General features: G+C 62.2%; 1 protein-coding gene. It reads left to right on the top strand.

What is annotated here, in order from left to right; genetic code table 11:
• Nucleotides 1-527 (top strand): sulfotransferase family protein (locus D1614_RS24990; protein ID WP_147384417.1); only part of this gene is annotated, 527 nt, incomplete at both ends.

The following is a 527-nucleotide window of genomic DNA, read 5'->3' as shown; positions in this document are numbered from 1 at the left end:
GTCGAGGCCCTGGCCGAGCTGAGCGAGGCCGAGGCGTCCGAGCGGCGGGATGAATACTGGCGCCAGGTCCGCTCGCTCGGCGTTGAGCCGGCCGGCAAGATCTTCGTCGACAAGCAGCCGTTGTATACGGTTTACCTGCCTGCGGTGGCCAAGCTGTTCCCGGAAGCGAAAATCCTGTTCGCCCGCCGTGATCCGCGTGATGTGGTGGTCAGCTGTCTGCGTCGAAGATTCCGCGGCAACACGCTGGTCAGCGAATTCACCAATCTTGAGCGTGCGGCTCTGCTCTACGATGCGGTGATGATGCTGGCCGACATCTATCGCGAGAAGTTGACGCTGGACATCTACATTCATCGTCACGAAAGCCTGGTCGAAGACTTCGACACTGAGGTCCAGGCGATCTGCGCCTTTATCGGCGTGCCGTGGAGCGAAGCGATGCGTGATTTCGCTGAAACCGCCAAGCGGCGCGACGTGCGCTCGCCGAGCGCCAAACAGGTGCGCCGCGGCCTTTATCGCGAAGGGATGGGGCA

It is taken from the genome of Maribellus luteus (assembly GCF_003576475.1).
In the GTDB taxonomy this organism is placed as follows: Bacteria; Bacteroidota; Bacteroidia; order Bacteroidales; family Prolixibacteraceae; genus Draconibacterium; species Draconibacterium luteum.
This window is presented reverse-complemented; position numbering and strand designations above follow the sequence as displayed.